We start from the raw sequence: 20,756 nt of genomic DNA, 5'->3' as shown, positions 1-20,756 counted from the left end.
CAGGCGCTCTTCACAATGCTGACAACGCCGCACGCCGGCCTGTCGAGTTGACGATCATCGTGAAGTCCCGCCTGCCTACCACCCGTCGCGGCCGCGTGCTGCTGTTGATTGCCCTGGCCCTGCTGGTGTGCGGCATTGTCGCATGGACCCTGCGCAAGCCGGGCGCCCCCACCCTGGCCACCAGCCCGGTGACCCGTGGCGACCTGGAACAGACCGTGGAAGCCACCGGCGTGATCGATGCCTACAAGCTGGTCAGCGTGGGTGCGCAGGCCTCGGGCCAGATCAAATCGCTGAAGGTGCAGCTGGGCGATACCGTCAGGCAGGGCGACCTGATCGCCGAGATCGACGCCACCACCCAGCGCAACGCCGTGCTCAACGCGCAGGCATCGCTGGACCAGGTCACCGCCCAGCGCGCGGTGCAGCAGGCCACCCTGCGCCAGGCCGAACTGGAATTCGCGCGCCAGCAGGAAATGCTGGCGGCCGAAGCCACCTCGCGTGCGGAGTTCGACAGCGCCGAGGCCGCGCTCAAGACCGCCCGTGCGCAGGTCAAGGCCTATGATGCGCAGATCCAAGGCCGCCAGACCGAGCTGGGCACCGCCAATGCCAACCTCGCCTACACCCGCATCACCGCGCCGATGGACGGCACCGTGGTCGCGGTGGTGGCCGAAGAAGGCCGCACCGTGAATGCCAACCAGACCGCACCGACCATCGTGATGCTGGCGCGGCTGGACCTGGTGACGGTCAATGCCGAGGTCTCCGAAGCGGACGTGGTCAAGATCAAGGCCGGCATGCCGGTGTACTTCACCACGCTGGGCGACCCGGACCGCAAGTACCACGCCACCCTGCGCCAGATCAATCCGGCGCCGTCGTCGATCGCCAGCGACAGTTCCAGCAGTTCCAGTTCGTCCAGTTCCAGCTCCAGCTCGGCGGTGTATTACAACGCCCTGTTCGACGTGGAGAACCCGGACGGCACGCTGCGCATCGACATGACCGCGCAGGTGTCGGTGCTGCTCAAGCAGGCCAAGGGCGTGCTGATCATTCCGTCGGTGGCGCTGGGGCCGAAATCGCGCGATGGCCAGTACATAGTGCGCGTGGCAGATGCCGATGGCATGCCGCAGCCGCGCAAGGTCAGGATCGGCATCAACACCGGTTCCAGCGTGGAGGTGCTGTCTGGGCTTAAGGAAGGCGAGAAGGTCGTGGTCGGCGAAGGCAGCGCCACCCCGGCCGCTTCCGGCAGCGGCAACCGCGGTGGCGCGCAGATGCGCATGGGTGGCCCGGGCATGGGGCCGCGTCGATGAAGACCGCTCCCACGGGCGCGCCGCTGCTGCGGCTGCGCGACCTGCGCCGCGAATTCCCGGCCGGCGACGAAACCATTGCCGTACTGCGCGACGTCAACCTGGACATCGCCGCCGGCGAGATGGTGGCCATCGTCGGCCAGTCCGGCTCGGGCAAGTCGACGCTGATGAACATCCTCGGCTGCCTGGACCGCCCCACCCGCGGCAGCTACCAGGTGGCAGGCCGTGAGACCGGCAGCATGCTGCCGGACGAACTGGCCGAACTGCGCCGCGAACATTTCGGCTTCATCTTCCAGCGCTACCACCTGCTCGGCGACCTCGACGCGCGCGGCAACGTGGAAGTGCCGTCGGTGTATGCCGGCAGCCCGGCGCCGGTGCGCAGCGCGCGCGCCGAACAGCTGCTGCAGCGGCTGGGCCTGGGCGACCGCATGCGGCACAAGCCGGGCCAGCTGTCCGGTGGCCAGCAGCAGCGCGTGTCCATCGCGCGGGCGCTGATGAACGGTGGCGAGGTGATCCTGGCCGACGAGCCGACCGGCGCGCTGGACACCAGATCCGGTGAGGAAGTGATGGGCATCCTCGGCGAGCTGCATGCCGAAGGCCACACCATCATCATCGTCACCCACGACATGTCGGTGGCCGAGCACGCCCAGCGCATCATCGAGATCCGCGACGGCGAGATCATCGCCGACCGCGTCAATCCCAAGGCGCCCAGCTACCGTGCGCAGCGCACGCCGACCGTGGCCGCCACCAAAGGCCACAGCTGGCGTGCCGCCCGCGACCGCTTCACCGAAGCGTTCCGGATGGCGCTGCTGGCAATGAACGCGCACCGCCTGCGCACCTTCCTGACCATGCTCGGCATCATCATCGGCATCGCCTCGGTGGTATCGGTGGTGGCGATGGGCAACGGCTCGCAGCAGCAGATCCTGCAGAACATCAGCGCGCTGGGCACCAACACCATCGACGTCTACCCCGGGCGCGGCTTCGGCGACATGCGCTCGGCAAGAGTGCAGACGCTCAAGGCCAGCGATGCCGACGCGTTGTCGCGGCAGAGCTACATCGACAGCGTCACCCCCAGCGTGTCTTCGTCGGTCACCGCGCGCTACCGGAACCAGTCGGCCACGGCCCAGGTCAGCGGCGTGGGGGAGCAGTTCTTCCGGGTCAAGGGCGTGACCCTGAGCGCCGGCAGTTTCTTCGATGCCGATGCGGTGAAGGGGCTGGCGCAGGTGGCGGTGATCGATGAGAACACCCGCACCCAGTTCTTCCCCAACGGCGCCGACCCCGTCGGCCAGGTGATCCTGCTGGGTAACGTGCCGGTGCGCGTGATCGGCGTGGCCCAGCGCCAGAGCATGGGCTTTGGCAGCAGTACCAGCCTGTCGATCTGGGTGCCCTACACCACGGTGATGTCGCGCATGCTCGGCCAGAGCCATGTCTCCAGCATCACCGTGCGGGTGGACGATGCCACCCCGATGGATGCGGCGCAGGCCGCCATTTCCAGGCTGCTGGTCATGCGCCATGGCACGGAGGACTTCTTCCTCAGCAACAGCGCCGAGATCCGCGACACCATCGAGCAGACCACCCGCACGATGACCCTGCTGATCAGCGCCATCGCCGCGATCGCGCTGCTGGTCGGCGGGATCGGGGTGATGAACATCATGCTGGTGTCGGTCACCGAGCGCACCCGCGAGATCGGCGTGCGCATGGCGGTGGGCGCGCGGCAGAGCGACATCCGCCAGCAGTTCCTGATCGAAGCAGTGCTGGTCTGCCTGCTCGGCGGCCTGCTGGGCGTGGGCCTGTCGCTGGTGGTGGGCTGGGTGTTCGACACCTTCGCCCCTGATTTCAAGATGCTGTTCTCCACTGCCTCGATCGTGGCCGCGTTCGCGTGCTCCAGTCTGATCGGCGTGGCGTTCGGCTTCCTTCCGGCACGCAATGCGGCCCAACTCGATCCCGTGGAGGCGCTGGCGCGCGAATGAAGACGTCCATCCTGTTATCCACCACCCTGCTGCTGTCGGCCTGCGTCAGTACCGGCCAGTACCAGGTCGACCCGCCCAGCGTGCCGGCCGTGTACGGCCGTGGCGATGCGCAGCGCAACGCGCCTGTGGAAACATCCAACGCACCCTCCCCGCTGCGGACCGACGTGCGCGACGACGCCTGGTGGACCGGCTTCGGCGACCCGCGGCTGGACCGCGTGATCGCGCTTGCGCTGCAGGCCAACACCGACCTGGCCTCGGCCGGGCTGGCGGTGCAGCGCGCACGCCTGCAGGCCGGGCTGAGCGACAACGCGCTGTGGCCGCAGCCGTCGGGCAGCGTCGGCAGCAGCGGCAATCGCCCGATCGACCAGGGCGCCGACTGGAACCGCAGCAGTTCGGCCGGGGTCTCGCTGCAGTGGGAAATCGACCTGTGGGGCCGCCTGCGCACCCAGCGCGACATCGCGCAGTGGGAAGCCCAGGCCAGCGAGGAAGACCTGCAGAACACGGCACTGCTGGTGATCGGCGACGTGGCCACGCAGTACTGGACCCTGGCCTACCTCAACCAGTCCATCGCGGCCGGCGAGGCGAATCTGGTACGCCTGCAGCGTACCCGGGAACTGGTGCAGGCCCGCTTCACCGCCGGCGCGGTATCGCGGCTGGAAGTGCGCCAGGCCACCCAGCAGCTGGAAGCGCAGCGTGCCGCGCAGAGCGTGCTGGAGCAGCAGCGCGTGGCCAGCCGCAATGCGCTGACCGTGCTGCTGGATGGCCAGCCATGGCCGCAGGCCGACGAGCCGCAGGCGCTGGACGGCGCCGGCAGCCCGGCCATCGCCGAAGGCCTGCCGGCCGACCTGCTGGGCCGGCGCCCGGACCTGCGCGCAGCCGAGCTGCGCCTGCGCAACAGCCTGAAGAACATCAAGGTGACCGCCACCAGCTACTACCCGGCGTTGAGCCTCACCGGCGGGGTGAGCAGCGGCGCGACCACGCTGTCGGATGTGCTGAAGAACCCGGTGGCCTCCCTGGGTGCGGGGCTGTCGCTGCCGTTCCTCAACCTCCGCCAGGCGCAGCTGGATACGCAGATCGCCGGTACCGATTACCAGATCGCGGCCAACACCTTCCGGCGCACGCTGTACACGGCGCTGTCGGAGGTGGACAACGCGCTGTCGGCGCGCACCCAGCTCGCCACCCAGGTGGCGGCGTCGCAGGCGTCGTATGACGAAGCGGTGCAGATCGAGCGCATGTACGAAGTGCGTTACCGGGTCGGCGCCACCGACCTGCGCACCTGGCTGGAAGCGCAGCAGACCCGCCGCGACGCCGAACTGTCGCTGGCGTCGGTGAAGCAGAAACAGCTGGTCAACGACGTGACGCTGTTCAAGGCGTTGGGGGGCAGCGCCAACGGAACGGTTTGAAGCGGCGCGTCAGCTTCGCTGACGCACGGCTTCAAACAGGCTGACACCCGCAGCCACCGAGACGTTCAGGCTCTCGATGTCGCCTGGCATCGGGATCTTGACCAGGCCGTCGCAGTTTTCGCGGGTCAGGCGGCGCATGCCGTCGGCTTCGCCGCCCAGCACCAGCGCCACGTTGCCCTTCAGGTCGATCGAATACAGCGAGGTGGTGGCTTCGCCGGCCAGGCCGTAGATCCACACGCCCTGCTTCTGCAGGTCCTTCAGGCAGCGCGACAGGTTGGTCACCGCCACCACCGGGATGCGGTCGGCGGCGCCGGCCGAGGTCTTGCGCACGGTGGCATTGACCGTGGCCGACTTGTCCTTGGGAATGATCACTGCGGTGGCACCGGCGGCCGCCGCGCTGCGCAGGCAGGCGCCCAGGTTGTGCGGGTCCTGCACCTCGTCCAGGATCAGCAGCAGGGCCTTGCCCTCGGCCGCCTCGACCAGGCCTTCCAGCTCGTTCTCACCGTAGGTGCGGGCTGCCTGGTAGCGCGCAGCCACGCCCTGGTGGCGGACCGAACCGCCCACGCCATCCAGCGCCTGGGTGTTCACCTTGCGCACGTCGATGCCCTTGCGGCGTGCGTTTTCCTCGATCTCGGTCAGCCGCGGATTCTTCGCGCTCGCTTCGATGAGCACTTCGCGGACGTTCTCGGCATCGTTCTCGATCGAGGAGGCGACGGCGTTGACGCCGACAATCCACTGGCTTTGCTTGCTCATTGCGGGGGCGGGACCGGTACAGGGGGTGGTAATGGTAGAGCATTGCCGGTCCGGCTGCCGTAGCGCCCGGCCCCTGCCCGGCCGCTCAACGGGGCCAGCGGGGGGTGTCGTGGTCCGGGTGCTGGTGGGAAACCAGCGTGCGCAGGCGCTCTGCGTCGGGGTCATCTTCCTGCAGGATCACCTCGAGCGCACCCAGCTGGTCCACGAACGGCAGCTTGGACTCGGTGCCATACTGCACGGTCGGTGGCAGCCGTTCAGGCTGATCGAACGCGCCGGCGGCCACGGCCATGCCGTCTTCGCCTTCGTAGGTCAGCGGCGTGCCGCAGTCGGCGCAGAAGCCCCGGCGGAAGTGGTTGGAGGACTGGAACCGGCGCGGCTCGCCACGGGTCCACTGGAAATCGGCCCCGCGTACCGAGACCAGCGGGGCGTAGTACGCCCCGAAGGCCTTCTGGCACATCCGGCAGTGGCAGATGGAACGATCCGGCAGGGCGCCGCGGACATGGAAGCGGACCGCGCCGCATTGGCAACCGCCGGAGAATTCGGGAACCGGGTTCATGGGGCGCCTCCCCTCAGTATTTCTGCTTCTTCCGCTTGGCCGGCTGGCCGCGGGGCGGCAGCTGGGGTTCTTCGTCGCCCTTCTCTTCCACCAGCCGGAAGTCGATCTTGCGCTCTTCCATGCTGGCCTTGAGCACCAGGATCCGCACACGGTCACCCAGGCGGTAGCTGGTGCCACGGCGTTCGCCGCTGAGCGTCTTGCGGGTCGCGTCGAACTGGTAATAGTCGTGCGGCAGCTGGGTGACATGGACCAGGCCGTTGACCTTGGAATCGTCCAGTTCCACGAACAGGCCGAAGCTGGTCACGCCGCTGATCACGCCGTCGAACTGGCCGCCCACGTGCTTTTCCATCCACGCCGCGCGGTAGCGCTCGTCGACCTCGCGCTCGGCCTCGTCGGCCCGGCGCTCGCGTTCGGAGCACTGCAGCGCCAGCGCGGCCATTTCGCGCTGGGTATAGGTGAACTTCTCCAGCGGCTTGCCGCTCAGCGCATGCTTGATTGCACGGTGCACCAGCAGATCCGGGTAACGGCGGATCGGCGAGGTGAAGTGCGCATACGCATCCAGCGCCAGGCCGAAGTGGCCCTGGTTGTCCGGCGAGTACACCGCCAGGCTCTGGCTGCGCAGCAGCACCGATTCGATCAGCGCCGAATCGGGGCGCTCGCGCACCTTCTTGAGCAGCTTGGTGTAATCGCCCGGCTGCACCTTGGACCACGGCGGCAGGCTCAGCTTGAATTCCTTGAGGAACTCCAGCAGGTCCTCGAACTTGGCTTCCGGCGGCTTGGCGTGGTCACGGAACGGGGCCGGCACCTGCTTGTACAGCAGGTAGCGTGCGGCCTGCACGTTGGCCGCGATCATGCATTCCTCGATCAGCTTGTGCGCATCGTTGCGCACCAGCATGCCGGCCTGGGTGACTTCGCCGGTGTTGTCGAGCACGAAGCGAACTTCGGAGGATTCGAACTCGATCGCACCACGACGGGTGCGGGCCTTGGCCAGCACCTTGTAAAGCTGGTGCAGGCGCTCGACCTGCGGCAGCAGCGCGCCGATGGCATTGCGCGCGGCCGGATCGTTTTCGCCCACCGCCTGCCAGACCTGGGTGTAGGTCAGGCGCGCGTGCGAGTTCATCACCGCTTCGTAGAAACGCGAGTGGATGACTTCGCCGTCGCGGTTCACCTGCATGTCGCAGACGAAGCACATGCGGTCGACCTTGGGCATCAGCGAGCAGATGCCGTTGGACAGCGTCTCCGGCAGCATCGGGACCACGAAGCCCGGGAAGTACACCGAGGTGGCGCGCTTCTGTGCCTCATCGTCCAGCGGCGTGCCGGGACGGACGTAGTTGGAGACGTCCGCGATGGCCACCACCAGGCGGAAGCCTTCGGCGTTGGGTTCGCAGTAGACCGCGTCGTCGAAGTCCTTGGCGTCTTCGCCGTCGATGGTGACCAGCGGCGTGCTGCGCAGGTCGACGCGGTCGCCGATCATGGCCGGCTCCACCTGCATCGGCACCGAGGCGGCTTCGTCCAGCACCTGCTGCGGGAACTCGAACGGCAGCTCATGGCCGTGGATCGCGGTTTCCACGATCAGCGAGGCAGTGAGCTTGTCGCCGAGCACGGCGATGATGCGGCCGATCGGCGGGCGACGGGTGTCAGGTGCCTGGGTCAGTTCGCACACCACCAGCTGGCCGTCGCGGGCATCGCCGGTCTGGTCAGGCGGGATCTGTACGTTGCGCTGGATGCGCTTGTCATCGGGCACCACGTAATTGATGCCGAACTCGACGCTGAAGCGGCCGATCAGGCGGGTCATGCCGCGCTCGAGCACGCGGGCGATGCTGCCTTCGCGTCGGCCGCGGCGGTCGATGCCGGTGACGTTGGCCAGCACGCGGTCGCCGTGCATGACCTTGCGCATTTCATACGGCGGCAGGAACAGGTCGTCCCCGCCCCCGTCGACCGGGCGCAGGAAGCCGAACCCTTCCGGGTTGGCGATCACCACGCCGGTGATGAGGTTGGTGGCCTGCACCGGGGCGAAGCCGCCGCGGCGGTTCTGCACCAGCTGGCCGTCGCGGACCATGGCGCCCAGGCGTTTGCCGAGGGCATCCGCACGGTCCGGCTCGGTCAGGCCCAGATGGATACCCACCTCTTCGGCGGTCTGCGGACCATCGCAGCGGTCGAGCAACTGCAGGATGGCCTCGCGGCTGGCGATGGGCTGGGCGTAGCGTTCAGCTTCACGGGCGGCAAAGGGATCTTCCACGCTGCCCACCGGCGCGCTCGGGCGCGGGTTGCGACGGGTGGGAATGGGCGGGCCATCCGGGCGGGGACCGGAGCGCTTGCCGCCACGGGGCGGTGCGGGGGTGCTCATGGACTCGGGCATCCAGGGCGGCAGCTTGCCGGACTTGGCAGCAGCGCGGGACTTGCCCGACGGACCGGCAACCTGCTTGGGCGCCGGGGACTTGGGGGCTTTTGCGCCCCGGGTCGGTTTCTTTGATTTCATCGACCCCCATGGTACCGCGTGGCGGTGTGCAGAATGGGTCATTGCCGCTGCCCATGCAGGATTGTGAAGAAATTTAACAAAACCGTTGACAACCCCGGCAGACTTGCCCAGAATTCGCCCCCTGAGTCGCCCAGGTGGCGGAATTGGTAGACGCACTAGCTTCAGGTGCTAGCGGGGGCAACTTCGTGGAGGTTCGAGTCCTCTCCTGGGCACCATGACTCAGAAAATGATCAAACCCGCGCAAGCGGGTTTTTTCGTTTCAGGCCTCGGGTGTGTAGTACCGGGCCGACAGCCCTGCCCGCCCCGGGAAGTACTTGAACCAGGGCCGCGCCGCGTCGACCACTACGGCCACCGCCGGATGCGCCATCAAGCGCTCGAAATAGGCGAGCAGGTGAACCTCGGTGCCGGGAACCGGCACATAGGCCACGGCATAGAACAGCGCGGGCGCCGCCGCACAATCGGCCATGCTGAATCCTTCGCCGGCCAGCCACGTGCGGCCTTCGAGCTGGCGGTTCATGGCGGCGTAGCTCTCCAGCAGCCGTGACCGGGCAGTCTGCGCTGCATCTTCGCTGCGCCCGCTTTCGGGCTTGAGCTGTTCGGCGGTCAGCGCCTGCATCGGGGTCATCACATAAAAGTCGGAGAACCGGTCCCAGAAGCGGACGGCCAGGGCAGCATCGGCATCGGCAGGAATCAGGCGTGCGCCGGTGGCCAGGTGCTGCTGCAGGTATTCGATGATGATGCTGGTCTCGGCGACGGCTCGGCCCCGGTCGACCAGCGCGGGCATCTTCGCGGCCGGGGAGATGGCGTGGAGCATCGCCCGATCGGCCGGGTCGCCCAAGTTCACCATGCGCTCGTCCAAGGCCACGCCGAGCACGCGGGCGGCAATCAGTACCTTCTGGCAACAGGACGACAGCGGGTGGGCGTGCAGGATCGGCAGTGCCATGGAAACTCCAGGGAGTCGGTGTGGGCCGAGTATGCCAATCGGCGTTCGCGCATGCATTGACAGCCTCCGGCGGCTTCCGCATAATTCGCCCCCTGAGTCGCCCAGATGGCGGAATTGGTAGACGCACTAGCTTCAGGTGCTAGCGGGGGCAACTTCGTGGAGGTTCGAGTCCTCTTCTGGGCACCACGACTCGGTAAATGATCAAACCCGCGCAAGCGGGTTTTTTCGTTTCTGCGGCAGGGATTGCGCGGGAATTTTTCTTCGACATCCTGTTGACACATTCGCGGTTCTCCCGCAAAATTCTCCTCCTGAGTCGCCCAGGTGGCGGAATTGGTAGACGCACTAGCTTCAGGTGCTAGCGGGGGCAACTTCGTGGAGGTTCGAGTCCTCTCCTGGGCACCATGACTCAGTAAATGATCAAACCCGCGAAAGCGGGTTTTTTCGTTTCCGGGGTTTGGTGGTGGGGATTGCACGCGATTCCGTTGCGCCGGGCTGCGCCCGGTTTCATGCATCCTGGCGAACAGCCGGTGGCCATCGCTTGGCCTGAGCTGGGCCGGCGGGTGCGGGGGTACGGGGGGCGCCGTGAATCCATCCCTGGAGGCTCTTGCGAAACATCCATGTTTCGCAAAGCCCCCGTACCCCCGCCCCCGCCGACCCTCGACGGTGTGTTGGTGGCCGTGGAAGATCAACGGCAGCGCCGATCATTTTCGTGCGTTACCGGACGCGGTGGCGTTCCGTGCCGTCGTTCGGGAACCGACGCTACCGACCCCAGGCACATTCGGCATGCCCGCCGGGTACGGACACGCCCTTCGTGTCTGCCGTGCCCATCCGCACGCGACCATCTGTCGGGGGAGGCCGGCGGGCAGCCCCTGTAGGGACTGTCAAAAACATGGATGTTTTTGCCAAGCCCCCATGGATGGGTTTACGGCGTGTCCCGTAAGGGGCTGCCCGTCGGCCTCCCCAGCCGGGAAGAACTGAAACGCTGCCTTTAGCTGTTCGCTGTTAGCTGTTAGCTGTTCGCCATCAACAGTACACAACAAAAACCCCGCTTTTCAGCGGGGTTTTCGGTCCATCAGCTCAGAGCATCAATGCCCGCCGGCAGACGCCGCGCCGGCACCGGCGCCGAACGGCGGCTTGGCCAGCCACAGGAAGGCGATGATGGCCAGGAAGATCCAGCCCAGCAGGAAGAAGATGTCGTTGAAGCCCATCTGCGATGCCTGGTGGTTGATGATGTTGTTCAACGCCGCTGCACCATGTTGCAGGTCGCCCTGCCCCATTGCCGCCACCTTCTCCTGCATGCCCGGCGTGTAGCCGGAAATGCTTTCGGTCAGGTGCGCATGGTGTTCCTGGGTGCGGCGCGCCCACAGCCACGTGGTCAGCGATGCCGCGAAACTGCCGCCCAGCGTACGCAGGAAGGTGGCCAGGCCCGAACCTGCGGCGATCTCGCGGCCGTCCAGGTCCGACAGCAGGATCTGCAGCACCGGCATGAAGAACAATGCCACGCCGATGCCCATGATCAGCTGCACCCCCGCCACGTGCGCGAAGTCCACCTGCAGGTTGAAGCCCGAACGCAGGAAGCTGGTGAACGACAGGAACACGAACGCGAACGATGCGATCCAGCGCATGTCGAACCGCGATGCGTACTTGCCTACGAACGGCGTCATGATCACCGGCAGGATGCCGATCGGCGCCGTCGCCAGGCCCGCCCAGATCGCCGTGTAGCCCATGTCACGCTGCAGCCACTGCGGGATCAGCAGCGACACGCTGAAGAACGCCGCGTACGCCACCACCATCGCCAGCGTGCCGGCGCGGAAGTTGCGGTGGCGGAACAGCCGCAGGTCCACGATCGGATCCTTGTCGGTCAGTTCCCAGATCAGGAACACCGCCAGCGCCACCACTGAAATGCAGGCCAGCACCACGATCGTCGGCGAACTGAACCAGTCCTCGTCGTTGCCCAGATCCAGCACCAGCTGCAGCGCACCCACGCCGATGACCAGCGTGATCAGGCCCACGTAGTCCATCTTCGGCTTTTCGATCTGCTCCGGACGGCCCTTCAGCTGGTTGCCCACCACCAGCGCCGCGAAGATGCCCAGCGGCACATTGATCAGGAAGATCCATTCCCAGCTGTAGTTGTCGGTGATCCAGCCGCCCAGGATCGGGCCGCAGATCGGCGCCACCACCGTGATCATCGCCAGCAGCGCCAGCGCCTGCCCGCGTTTCTCGCGGGGGTAGATCGAGACCAGCAGCGACTGCGTGATCGGGTACATCGGACCGGCCACGAACCCCTGCAGCGCGCGCGACACCACCAGCATGCCCATGCTCTGCGCCAGGCCACACAGCAGCGAGGCGATCACGAACGACAGCGTGGCCCAGATGAACAGCTTGGTTTCACCGAAGCGGCGGCTCAGCCAGCCGGTCAGCGGCAGCGCGATGGCCGTGCTGACCGCGAACGAGGTGATGACCCAGGTGGCCTGCTGCGAACTGGCGCCGAGGTTGCCGGCAATGGTCGGCAGCGAAACGTTGGCGATGGTGGTGTCGAGCACCTGCATGAACGAGGCCATGGCCAGGCCTGCCGTACACAACGCCACGTTGGCCGGCCGGAACGCGCCGGTCGCACCTGGCGCCGACGGCGCGCCCGGCAGGCCGGGCGCGGCGGGAGCTTGTGCGGACATGGTGGCCTCAGCTTGCCTTTGCCGTGCGCGGCAGGTTGCTCTGGATGATCTCGTGGATCACGTCGTCGGCGCTGTGCAGCTGCTTGGCATACACGTCGGTGTCGAACACCTGGCCCTTGGCCGTGGTGGTCGGCAGCACCGTGCCCTTCTGGTCGCGCAGGCTCACTTCCGCCTTCATCGACAGGCCGATGCGCAGCGGATTGTCGGCCAGCTGCTTTGCATCGATGGCGATGCGCACCGGAACGCGCTGCACGATCTTGATCCAGTTGCCGCTGGCGTTCTGCGCCGGCAGCAGCGAGAACGCCGAACCGGTGCCCAGGCCCAGGCTGTCGATGCGGCCCTTGTACTTCACCTCACCGCCGTACAGGTCCGAGCGCAGCTCCACTTCCTGGCCCAGGCGCATGTGGCGCAGCTGGGTTTCCTTGAAGTTGGCTTCCACCCACATCTGTTCGGTCGGCACCACCGCCATCAGCGCGGTACCCGGCTGCACGCGCTGGCCCACCTGCACCGAGCGGCGCGCCACGTAGCCGCTGACCGGCGCCACGATGCCCGCACGGGCGTTGTTGAGGTAGGCCTGGCGCAGCTGCGCGGCAGCCGCCTGCACGTCCGGCTGGGTCGCGATCACGGTGTCGTCGACCAGCGCATTGCTGCGCTCGAAGGTCTCGCGCGAACCGGCCACCGCTGCTTCGGCCGCCGCCAGTTCGGTACGCGCGTGGGCCAGTTCTTCATCCGAAATGGCACCGGTCGAGGCCAGCCCCTTGCGGCGCGCGAAGTCCTCGCGGACGCGGTTGAGGGTGACCTGGCGTGCGTTCAATTCCGCCTGCGCACCTTCGACGCTGCGGTACAGGCCGCGGGTCTGGCGCACCGTCTTGGCCAGGTTGGCCTGCGCCTGCTGCAGCGCCACCTCGGTGTCGGCCGGGTCCAGCTGCACCAGCAGCTGGCCGCGCTCCACGCGCATGCCGTCATCGGCGTTGATCGCCACCACGGTACCGGTCACCAGCGGGGTGATCTGGACCTGGTTGCCCTGCACGTAGGCGTCGTCGGTTTCTTCGAACCAGCGGCCGAACATGAAGTACCACAGTGCCGCGGCGGCAAGCAGCAGCACCACGATGGCCAACAGGCCACGCAGCAGCTTGCCACGGCGGGAGGGGGCTGCCGGTGCGGCAGCAGGAGCGGAAGTCTGGCTCATGGAAGGACTCTCAGGAATGCGTGGATTCGGGGGCGGTGGCGAGCGTGGCGGTGTCGCCGGACGGGGTGAAGCCCCCGCCCAGCGCCTGGCTCAGCCGAACCGAAACAAGGATCTGGCGCGACTGCAGCGACGCCAGCTGCTGCTGCGACTGCAGCAGCTGCGCTTCCACGCTGAGCACGTCCAGGTAGCTGCCGATGCCGGCCTTGTACCGCTGCTGCGCCAACGCGTGGGCGGCTCGCGCGGTATTGACCGCCTGCGCCTGCGAGGCGGCCTGGTCGGCCAGCGAACGCACCGCATTGACCTGGTCGGCCACTTCGCGCAGTGCGGTGACCACCGACTGGTTGTAGTCGGCCACGGCCAGGTCGTACTGCGCGTCGGTCTTGTCCAGGTTGGCACGCAGGCGGCCGCCGTCGAAGATCGGCAGGCTCAGCGCCGGGCCGATGAAGGCGAAGGTCGAGCCGCTCTTGAGCAGCTGGTCCACTTCGCTGGCGACCACGCCGCCGAGCGCGGTGAGGTTGAGGCTGGGATAGAACTTCGCCTTGGCCGCGTCGATCTCACGACCGGCCGCTTCGACGCGCCAGCGCGCGGCCACGATGTCCGGGCGACGGCCCAGCAGTTCGCTGGGCAGCACGCCCGGCAGCTGCAGTGCCAGAGGGTTGAGCAGCTGCGGGCGTTCGATCTGCAGGCCACGGTCCGGGCCCTGCCCGACCAGCGCGGCCAGCGCGGTGCGGGCCTCGTCGATCTGCTGCTGCGCGGCCTGCAGCTGCTGCTGCGCGGCCGGAATGCGGGCTTCGGCCTGGCGGGTCTGCAGGTCGCTGTCGATGCCCGCCGCGCGACGCTGGCGGGTCAGGTCAAGCGTCTTCTGCGAGCGGTCCAGCTCTTCGCTGGCCACATCGTGCAGCTGCCAGGCATAGCCGAGCTGCGCGTAGGCTTCGGCGATGCCGGCCGACAGGTTCAGGCGCGCGGCCTGCGCATCGACGGCCGCGGCATGCCCGCTGTCCACCGCCGCCTCCCACGCAGCACGCTTGCCGCCCCACAGGTCCACCCCGTAGCTGACGCTGAGGTAGGCCTGGCCGCTGCCGGCATAGCTGCCGCCGAGCTCGTCACCGACCATCGATTCGGGCAGGCGCACGCCGGTGTAGCCGCCGGAAGCGGACACGCTGGGCAGGCGGTCGGCATGCGCGGTGCCGATCTGGGCACGCGCCTGGCGCAGGCGCGCATCGGCCGCCTCCAGGCCCGGGTTGCGCTGCAGGCCTTCGGCAATCAGGGCGTCCAGCTGCGGGTCGTTCAGCGCCCGCCACCAGTCGGTGGCGGGGAATGCCGACGGGCTCAGGGTGTGGCCGGTCAGGGTGCGCTGGGTCTGCAGGCTGTCGGCGTCGAGCAGCTGGCCGTGCGGTTGCAGGCCGCCGGTGCTGGCACAGGCAGCCAGTGCCAGCGCCAGCACGGACAGCAGCGCCGGCCGCAGCGGGCGCAGCGATGAGGTGCGATCAGGTATGGAAGTCATGGCGTAATCAGAGAGTCGCGGACACGGGTCAACAGGGAAAGCAGCAGCGCGCGCTCGTCGGCGGACAGGTCGCGCATGGCGTCGTCCATCACCGCGTCGCCGCGTTGCTTCAGGCGGGCCCACAGCTGGCGGCCCTCGTCGGTCAGTACGATCTGCAGCGCACGCCGGTCCTGCGCATGCGGTTCGCGGCGTACACAACCCAGCGCTTCCAGCTTGTCCAGCAGGCGGGTGACCGCGCTGGGCACCTGGTCCAAGGCCTGGGCCAGTTCGTTGGCGGTACAGGGCGCGCGGAACGACAGCACCTTCAGCCCCAGGTAGTGGGTGAAGCCGATATCGAGGTTTTCCTCGGCCATGGAAACGTCCAGCTGGCGCATCAGGCCGTCACGCACCTGGCGCAGCAGCAGGCCCAGGCTGGGCGGCGTGGTATCGGGGCAGATCATCATGGGGACGCACTTTACTTCCGGAAAATATATTTCTCAATGGAAATATTTAATCTGGAAGGAAATGCAGTGTTGCCCCATTCAGGACAACGGCCCGGCCCCGATTCCTTCACATCGCTTGGCATCCCACGCCGCATCCGGATAATCGACCGCCTGCGAGGGCGACAGCCGTCGCCGTCCCTTGCCACAGGTAACAATCCCGCATGACCGATCTAGCCCGCCCCGCTTTCCACGGCTTTGAACAGCTGCCCCTGCGTGAATACGCTGAACGGGCGTACCTGGACTACTCGATGTACGTGGTGCTCGACCGTGCGCTGCCGTTCATCGGCGACGGCCTCAAGCCGGTGCAGCGCCGCATCATCTACGCGATGAGCGAGCTGGGGCTGAACGCCGCCGCCAAGCCGAAGAAGTCCGCGCGTACCGTCGGCGACGTCATTGGTAAGTACCACCCGCACGGCGACAGCGCCTGCTACGAAGCGCTGGTGCTGATGGCCCAGCCGTTCTCGTACCGCTACCCGCTGATCGAAGGCCAGGGCAACTTTGGTTCCACCGACGATCCCAAGTCGTTCGCGGCGATGCGCTACACCGAATCCAAGCTGACCCCGATCGCCGAAGTGCTGCTGGGCGAAATCAACCAGGGCACCACCGACTGGACCCCGAACTTCGATGGCACCCTGGAAGAGCCGACCTGGATGCCGGCACGCCTGCCGCACCTGCTGCTCAACGGCACCACCGGCATTGCCGTCGGCATGGCCACCGACGTACCGCCGCACAACCTCAACGAGATCGTCAGCGCGCTGCTGCACCTGCTGGATGATCCCGAGGCCAGCATCGGCGACCTGCTCGAATACGTGAAGGGTCCGGATTACCCGAGCGCGGCCGAGATCATCACCCCGGCCGCCGACCTGCGCACCATGTACGAAACCGGCTACGGCAGCGTGCGCGCGCGCTCGACGTTCTTCAAGGACGGCACCAACATCGTCATCAACGCGCTGCCGTTCCAGGTCTCGCCGTCGAAGGTGATCGAGCAGATCGCGGCGCAGATGCGCGCCAAGAAGCTGCCGTGGCTGGAAGACATCCGCGACGAATCCGACCATGCCAACCCGGTGCGGGTGGTGCTGGTGCCGCGTTCCAACCGCGTCGATGCCGAACAGCTGATGGGCCACCTGTTCGCCACCACCGACCTGGAGCGCAGCTACCGGGTCAACCTCAACGTGATCGGGCTGGACGGGCGTCCGCAGGTGAAGAACCTGAAGATGCTGCTCAGCGAGTGGCTGCAGTTCCGCGGTACCACCGTGACCCGCCGCCTCACCCATCGCCTGGAAAAGGTCGAGCGTCGCCTGCACCTGTTGGAAGGCCTGCTGGTGGCGTTCCTCAACCTGGATGAAGTGATCCACATCATCCGCACCGAGGACGAACCCAAGCGGGCGCTGATCGCGCGCTTTGGCCTGAGCGACGACCAGGCCGAATACATCCTGGAAACCAAGCTCAAGCAGCTGGCGCGCCTGGAGGAAATGAAGATCCGCGGCGAGCAGGACGAGCTGGCCAAGGAACGCGACAAGATCCAGTCGATCCTGGACAGCAAGGCCAAGCTGCGCAAGCTGATCCGCGACGAGCTGGTGGCCGATGCGAAGAAGTTCGGCGACGCGCGCCGTTCGCCGCTGGTGCAGCGTGGCGCGGCGCAGGCGATCGACGAAACCGAGCTGGTGCCGAGCGAGCCGATGACCGTGGTGCTGTCCGAAAAGGGCTGGATCCGCGCGGCCAAGGGCCACGACATGGATCCGTCCACCCTGTCCTACCGCGACGGCGATGCCCTGCTGGGTTCGGTGCGCGCGCGCAGCACGCAGCAGGTGGCGTTCCTGGACAGCGAAGGCCGTGCCTACTCCACGCTGGTGCATACCCTGCCCTCGGCACGTGGCAACGGCGAGCCACTCACCGGCCGCTTCTCGCCGGCGCCGGGCAGTGCCTTCATGACCCTGGCCAGCGGCGAAAACGCCACCCGCTTCGTGCTGGCCTCCACGCATGGCTATGGCTTCGTGACCCGCTTCGAGAACCTGACCGGGCGCAACAAGGCCGGCAAGGCGATGCTCAACCTCACCTCCGGTTCGAAGGTGCTGACCCCGTCTGTGGTCGCCAACCCGGACACCGACCGCATCGTGGCGGTGACCAGCTCGGGCAACCTGCTGGCCATCCCCGCCAGCGACCTGCCGGAACTGGACAAGGGCAAGGGCAACAAGATCATCGAAATCCCCAAGGCCAAGCTGGCCACCGAGCGCGTGGTCGCGGTGGTGGCGGTGGGCCCGGGCAACACGCTGCTGGTGCGCAGCGGGCAGCGCACGATGAACCTGTCGTACAAGGACCTGGAGGCCTACCTCGGCAGCCGCGCCAGCCGCGGGCACCTGCTGCCGCGTGGGTGGCAGAAGGTGGAAGGGTTGTCGGTGGAATGATCGCCCAAGAAAAAACCGGGGATTTCCCCGGTTTTTTTTGTATCCATCGCTGGCTGGCTTCTGGCTGGCTGGCAGTGGGTTCCGCCCGACCCACGGTCGGGCGCTACCGGCACCTCAATGCGCGGCGGTGCCCTTCGCGTCCATCTTGCTGGTCTGGTACAGGGCCAGGCCGATGCGCTTGATCAGGCCCAGCTGCTGTTCCAGCCACCAGGCGTGGTCCTCTTCGGTGTCCTTGAGCTGGACCAGCAGCATGTCGCGGCTCACGTAATCCTGGTGCTGTTCGCACAGCTTCATGCCGGCCGCCAGGTTGTTGCGCACGCTGTATTCGGTGTCCAGGTCCTTCTGCAGCATGTCCTCCACGGTCACGCCCGGCTCGAAGCCGTGCGGACGCATGTCCGGGTTGCCGCCCAGGAACAGGATGCGGCGCAGCAGCGCGTCGGCGTGCTGGGTCTCCTCCTCCATCTCGTGGTTGAGGCGCTCGTACAGCGCGAACAGACCCTGGTCCTCGTAGCGGCGCGAGTGGATGAAGTACTGGTCGCGCGCGGCAAGTTCGCCGCGCAGCAGTTCCTTCAGGCATTCAATGACGTCGGGATGGCCTTTCATGGGGGAGCTCCTGTGAATCGATGGGAGCCATGGTGCCCTATCCCGGATCGCCGTGATCTAATCGGAATCAGTTGCATGCGCAGGCGCAGGTGGGGTCGGCCTGCATGACCTTCTTCGGGGAGCGTGGGATGCGTCGTTGGCTGAAACGGGGTGCGTGGGCGTTCGGGATGCTGGTCGGGATCGTGGTCGTCGTGATCGGCGTGGCCTGGTTCCTGCTGCGCGGCAGCCTGCCGGCGTTGGAAGGCGAACAGTCCGTGGCCGGGTTGCAGGCCAGGGTCAGCGTCAGCCGCGATGCGCTGGGCGTGGTCACCATCGATGCCGGCAGCGAGGCCGATGCGATGCGGGTACTCGGGTTGGTGCATGCGCAGGAGCGCTATTTCGAGATGGACCTGATGCGCCGCGCGGCAGCGGGCGAGCTGTCCGAGCTGTTCGGTCAGGCTGCCGTGCCCACCGACCAGCGCATGCGGGTGCATCGCCTGCGTGCCCGCACCGATGCGCACCTTGCGCAGGCGCTGGGCGAGCGCCCGCAGGTGGTGCAGGCCTACGTGGAAGGCGTCAACCGCAGCCTGGGCAGCCTGCGCGTGCGCCCCTGGCCGTACCTGCTGCTGCGCCAGCAGCCGACCGCCTGGACCGCCACCGATTCGGTGCTGGCCGGGCTGGCCATGTACGCGGACCTGCAGGACCCCACCAACGAGAACGAGCTGGCCATGCGCCGGATCCGCGCGGTGGCACCACCGGCGCTGTACGCGCTGCTCAGCCACGACGGCAGCGAATGGGATGCGTCCTTGTTTGGCGAGGCGCGCGGGAATGCGCTGTTGCCGCCCGCCGACGCGCTCCAATTGCGCAACGGCCAACAGCCGTCACCCTCTGCGCATGAAGGCAGCAGCGAACGCGCCGGGCAGGACGTGCATGGCAGCAACAACTTCGCGGTGGCCGGCGCATTGACTGCCGATGGCCGCGCGATCCTCGCCGACGACATGCACCTGGGCCTGCGCGCGCCGAACCTGTGGTTCCGGGTACGCCTGCGCTACCCCGACCCCGCCGCACCGGACGGGCAGGTGGATGTCAGCGGCTTCTCGCTGCCCGGACTGCCGGCGATCGTGGTCGGCAGCAACGGCCATGTGGCCTGGGGCTTCACCAACAGCTACATCGACAACGCCGACTTCATGCCCGTCCCCGCAGGCGCGGAAGGCGTCCAGGTGCACGAAGAGCGCATCCGGGTGGCCGGCGGGGCCGACGTCAGCCTGCGCGTGCGCGAAACCGCGTGGGGCCCGATCCTGCACGAGCGCGCCGATGGCAGCGGCGAAGCGCTGCGCTGGACCGCACAGCTGCCGGGCGCGGTCAGCATGGCGTTCGCCGACATGGCGCGGGCCGGCGACCTCGACGATGCGCTGAAGATCGCCGACCGCGCCGGCATTCCCACCCAGAACCTGTTGCTGGCCGACGCGAAGGGCCGCATCGCCTGGCGGTTGATCGGCGCCCGCCCGGATCGCGCGGCGGACTGCCCGCCCAGCGGCTTCACCACCGTCGCACCGGCCCATTGCGCGCCGTGGGCGATCCGCAGCGACCAGTCGCCCGCCCTGGTAGATCCGCCCAGCCAGCGGCTGTGGACCGCCAACGGCCGTGTGCTGGATGGCGCCGACCTGGCAGTGGCCGGCAACGCCGGCTACGACCTGGGCGCGCGTGGGCGGCAGATCCGCGACGACCTCAACGCGAAGCAGCGTTTCAACGAACGCGACCTGCTGGCGATCCAGCTGGACGACCGCGCGGTATTCCTTGAACGCTGGTGGACCCTGCTGCGGCAGGTGGTCGAATACAGCGATGACCCGGCATTGAAGCGCCTGGAGGCAGCCAGCCGGCAGTGGGAAGGCCACGCGTCGGCCGAGGCGGTGAGTTACCGGATCGCACGCAGCTTCCGCAGCAAGGTGCAGGACATCATGAGCACTGCGCTGCTCGCGCCGGCGAAGCAATCGCTGGGCGAAGACTACCTGGAGCCGAAGCTGGCGCAGATCGAGGGTGTGCTGTGGCCGCTGGTGAGCGAACAGCCCACGCATCTCCTGCCGGCACCGTACCCGGACTGGAACGCGCTGCTGGCCGATGCGGCGCGGCAGGCGGAGACCGAGCTGGCGGAAAAGGGAGCGGACCTCTCCAGGCGCACTTGGGGTGAGCGCAACACGGCGGCCATCTGCCATCCGATCAGCCGCGCCCTGCCCGCCTTCGCCCGGCCGTGGCTGTGCATGCCGGCCGATGCGCTGCCCGGTGACAGCAACCTGCCGCGCGTGCAGGGCCCGTCATTTGGCGCCTCGCAACGCATGGTGGTATCGCCCGGACACGAAGCCGACGGGATCATCCACATGCCCGGCGGCCAGAGCGGCCATCCGCTGTCGCCGTTCTGGGGCGCAGGCCACGAGGATTGGGTGCACGGCAGGCCGACGCCGTTCCTGCCGGGCAAGGCCCGTTACACGCTGGTGCTGGAGCCTGGCAGGGAAGCGGACTGACAGT

Annotated in this window: 14 protein-coding genes and 3 tRNA genes; 8 read left to right on the top strand and 9 right to left on the bottom strand. The window is 67.5% G+C overall.

The features are described from left to right. The first annotated feature begins 59 nt into the window (after positions 1-59). The 3 genes from BAY15_RS07280 to BAY15_RS07270 are packed head-to-tail and all read left to right on the top strand — an operon-like array spanning position 60 to position 4,668. Positions 60-1,298 carry an efflux RND transporter periplasmic adaptor subunit gene (locus BAY15_RS07280; protein WP_068854600.1) on the top strand — a complete coding sequence of 413 codons (1,239 nt, stop codon included), beginning with the start codon at positions 60-62 and terminating at the stop codon, positions 1,296-1,298. Then, positions 1,295-3,265 (top strand): MacB family efflux pump subunit, encoded by a 1,971-nt coding sequence (locus BAY15_RS07275; protein ID WP_068850563.1) that lies wholly within the window; start codon positions 1,295-1,297, stop codon positions 3,263-3,265. The genes BAY15_RS07280 and BAY15_RS07275 overlap by 4 nt, the downstream gene beginning before the upstream one ends. Beyond that, the gene (locus BAY15_RS07270) at positions 3,262-4,668 is read left to right on the top strand and encodes a TolC family protein (protein ID WP_068850561.1); all 1,407 of its coding nucleotides are present in this window, start codon (positions 3,262-3,264) and stop codon (positions 4,666-4,668) included. Before BAY15_RS07275 ends, BAY15_RS07270 begins: the two co-directional genes overlap by 4 nt. 9 nt (positions 4,669-4,677) lie before the next feature. On the opposite strand, the gene rlmB is transcribed toward BAY15_RS07270, so the two are convergent. The 3 genes from rlmB to rnr all read right to left on the bottom strand — a co-directional run bounded on the left by rlmB (position 4,678) and on the right by rnr (position 8,456). Further along, positions 4,678-5,421 (bottom strand): 23S rRNA (guanosine(2251)-2'-O)-methyltransferase RlmB, encoded by a 744-nt coding sequence (rlmB, locus tag BAY15_RS07265; protein ID WP_068850558.1) that lies wholly within the window; start codon positions 5,419-5,421, stop codon positions 4,678-4,680. An 85-nt stretch (positions 5,422-5,506) separates the two neighbouring features. After that, complete coding sequence (locus tag BAY15_RS07260; protein WP_068850556.1) at positions 5,507-5,977, bottom strand: GFA family protein; 471 nt, start codon at positions 5,975-5,977, stop codon at positions 5,507-5,509. Between the two features lie 13 nt (positions 5,978-5,990). After that, a complete protein-coding gene (rnr, locus tag BAY15_RS07255) occupies positions 5,991-8,456 on the bottom strand; it encodes a ribonuclease R (protein ID WP_068850553.1) in 2,466 nt (821 codons plus the stop codon). A gap of 128 nt (positions 8,457-8,584) precedes the next feature. On the opposite strand from rnr, the gene BAY15_RS07250 reads away from it, so the two are divergent. Next, positions 8,585-8,671, top strand: a tRNA-Leu gene (locus BAY15_RS07250). 44 nt (positions 8,672-8,715) lie between these two features. On the opposite strand, the gene BAY15_RS07245 is transcribed toward BAY15_RS07250, so the two are convergent. After that, positions 8,716-9,399 carry a glutathione S-transferase family protein gene (locus BAY15_RS07245; protein WP_068850551.1) on the bottom strand — a complete coding sequence of 228 codons (684 nt, stop codon included), beginning with the start codon at positions 9,397-9,399 and terminating at the stop codon, positions 8,716-8,718. 99 nt (positions 9,400-9,498) lie between these two features. Between BAY15_RS07245 and BAY15_RS07240 the strand changes: the two genes are divergently transcribed. After that, positions 9,499-9,585: transfer RNA gene (locus BAY15_RS07240), tRNA-Leu, on the top strand. A 129-nt stretch (positions 9,586-9,714) separates the two neighbouring features. Then, positions 9,715-9,801 (top strand) — tRNA-Leu (locus tag BAY15_RS07235). 683 nt (positions 9,802-10,484) lie between these two features. Here BAY15_RS07235 and BAY15_RS07230 read toward each other — a convergent pair. Genes BAY15_RS07230 through BAY15_RS07215 form a run of 4 tightly spaced genes read right to left on the bottom strand, consistent with a single transcriptional unit; the run spans position 10,485 to position 15,204 of the window. Continuing rightward, positions 10,485-12,071, bottom strand: a complete 1,587-nt coding sequence (locus BAY15_RS07230; RefSeq protein ID WP_068850548.1) for a DHA2 family efflux MFS transporter permease subunit — start codon at positions 12,069-12,071, stop codon at positions 10,485-10,487. 7 nt (positions 12,072-12,078) lie between these two features. Beyond that, positions 12,079-13,260 (bottom strand): multidrug efflux MFS transporter periplasmic adaptor subunit EmrA, encoded by a 1,182-nt coding sequence (emrA, locus tag BAY15_RS07225; protein WP_068850543.1) that lies wholly within the window; start codon positions 13,258-13,260, stop codon positions 12,079-12,081. A 10-nt stretch (positions 13,261-13,270) separates the two neighbouring features. Beyond that, positions 13,271-14,764, bottom strand: coding sequence for an efflux transporter outer membrane subunit (locus tag BAY15_RS07220; protein ID WP_068850541.1), 1,494 nt, complete (start codon positions 14,762-14,764; stop codon positions 13,271-13,273). Continuing rightward, on the bottom strand, positions 14,761-15,204 hold the full coding sequence (locus BAY15_RS07215; RefSeq protein WP_068854598.1) for a MarR family winged helix-turn-helix transcriptional regulator: 444 nt from the start codon (positions 15,202-15,204) through the stop codon (positions 14,761-14,763). Before BAY15_RS07215 ends, BAY15_RS07220 begins: the two co-directional genes overlap by 4 nt. A 203-nt stretch (positions 15,205-15,407) precedes the next feature. Between BAY15_RS07215 and parC the strand changes: the two genes are divergently transcribed. Beyond that, entirely contained in the window at positions 15,408-17,651 is a 2,244-nt protein-coding gene (parC, locus tag BAY15_RS07210) for a DNA topoisomerase IV subunit A (protein ID WP_068850539.1), read from the top strand. 114 nt (positions 17,652-17,765) lie between these two features. Here parC and BAY15_RS07205 read toward each other — a convergent pair whose 3' ends face one another. After that, positions 17,766-18,254 carry a bacterioferritin gene (locus BAY15_RS07205; RefSeq protein WP_068850537.1) on the bottom strand — a complete coding sequence of 163 codons (489 nt, stop codon included), beginning with the start codon at positions 18,252-18,254 and terminating at the stop codon, positions 17,766-17,768. Positions 18,255-18,382: 128 nt separating this feature from the next. Here BAY15_RS07205 and BAY15_RS07200 point away from each other — a divergent pair, with 128 nt between their 5' ends. After that, positions 18,383-20,752, top strand: coding sequence for a penicillin acylase family protein (locus tag BAY15_RS07200; protein WP_068854597.1), 2,370 nt, complete (start codon positions 18,383-18,385; stop codon positions 20,750-20,752). Positions 20,753-20,756 lie beyond the last annotated feature (4 nt).

This window comes from Stenotrophomonas rhizophila, assembly GCF_001704155.1.
GTDB lineage: Bacteria > Pseudomonadota > Gammaproteobacteria > Xanthomonadales > Xanthomonadaceae > Stenotrophomonas > Stenotrophomonas rhizophila_A.
This window is presented reverse-complemented; position numbering and strand designations above follow the sequence as displayed.

Excerpts from the sequence above, each read along its gene's own strand:
- BAY15_RS07275 (WP_068850563.1), top strand. The coding sequence starts at position 1,295 with ATGAAGACCGCTCCCACGGGCGCGCCGCTGCTGCGGCTGCGCGACCTG.
- BAY15_RS07270 (WP_068850561.1), top strand. The coding sequence starts at position 3,262 with ATGAAGACGTCCATCCTGTTATCCACCACCCTGCTGCTGTCGGCCTGC.
- rlmB (WP_068850558.1), bottom strand. The coding sequence starts at position 5,421 with ATGAGCAAGCAAAGCCAGTGGATTGTCGGCGTCAACGCCGTCGCCTCC.
- BAY15_RS07260 (WP_068850556.1), bottom strand. The coding sequence starts at position 5,977 with ATGAACCCGGTTCCCGAATTCTCCGGCGGTTGCCAATGCGGCGCGGTC.
- rnr (WP_068850553.1), bottom strand. The coding sequence starts at position 8,456 with ATGAAATCAAAGAAACCGACCCGGGGCGCAAAAGCCCCCAAGTCCCCG.
- BAY15_RS07245 (WP_068850551.1), bottom strand. The coding sequence starts at position 9,399 with ATGGCACTGCCGATCCTGCACGCCCACCCGCTGTCGTCCTGTTGCCAG.
- BAY15_RS07230 (WP_068850548.1), bottom strand. The coding sequence starts at position 12,071 with ATGTCCGCACAAGCTCCCGCCGCGCCCGGCCTGCCGGGCGCGCCGTCG.
- emrA (WP_068850543.1), bottom strand. The coding sequence starts at position 13,260 with ATGAGCCAGACTTCCGCTCCTGCTGCCGCACCGGCAGCCCCCTCCCGC.
- BAY15_RS07220 (WP_068850541.1), bottom strand. The coding sequence starts at position 14,764 with ATGACTTCCATACCTGATCGCACCTCATCGCTGCGCCCGCTGCGGCCG.
- BAY15_RS07215 (WP_068854598.1), bottom strand. The coding sequence starts at position 15,204 with ATGATCTGCCCCGATACCACGCCGCCCAGCCTGGGCCTGCTGCTGCGC.
- parC (WP_068850539.1), top strand. The coding sequence starts at position 15,408 with ATGACCGATCTAGCCCGCCCCGCTTTCCACGGCTTTGAACAGCTGCCC.
- BAY15_RS07205 (WP_068850537.1), bottom strand. The coding sequence starts at position 18,254 with ATGAAAGGCCATCCCGACGTCATTGAATGCCTGAAGGAACTGCTGCGC.
- BAY15_RS07200 (WP_068854597.1), top strand. The coding sequence starts at position 18,383 with ATGCGTCGTTGGCTGAAACGGGGTGCGTGGGCGTTCGGGATGCTGGTC.